This is a genomic window from Corallococcus sp. AB038B, from assembly GCF_003668955.1.
Classification (GTDB): Bacteria; Myxococcota; Myxococcia; order Myxococcales; family Myxococcaceae; genus Corallococcus; species Corallococcus exiguus.
Window position 1 is genome coordinate 1 of sequence record NZ_RAWO01000413.1, and the last position, 383, is coordinate 383.

The window sequence follows — 383 nt, forward strand, 5'->3', positions numbered from 1 at the left end:
GGAGACGTGCGCGCTCTCCGACAACTTCACGATGACGTTCCTGGACCTCACGGCGGCGTACCACGTGAAGGTGATGAACCGGCTGTACCTGACGCCGAAGCTGGTGGCGGGCTACACGCGGTTGGACCCCGCGCCGGTGGACCCTGAAGCAGGAGACCCGGGCCGCGCCCTCAGCGCGCCGAACGCAGGCCTGGGCTTCGGCATCGAATACGCCACGGGCATGGACCACTTCTCCGTGGGCGCGGACCTGCTGGCCCGCTACGTCATCGGGCCCAACATCACCGCGTTCTCCATCTTCCCGAAGGTGAAGTACACGTTCTGAAGCCTCACAGGGGCCGCAGCGAGTCGATGGTGGCGCGGAAGAACTCGCCCTCGGCTTCGAA

General features: G+C 66.3%; 1 protein-coding gene. It reads left to right on the forward strand.

Going from position 1 to position 383, the window contains the following annotated elements; translation table 11 throughout:
- Positions 1-322 (forward strand): adventurous gliding motility protein CglE (cglE, locus tag D7Y04_RS43735; protein WP_147477404.1); only part of this gene is annotated, 322 nt, incomplete at its 5' end.
- Positions 323-383: the final 61 nt, after the last annotated feature.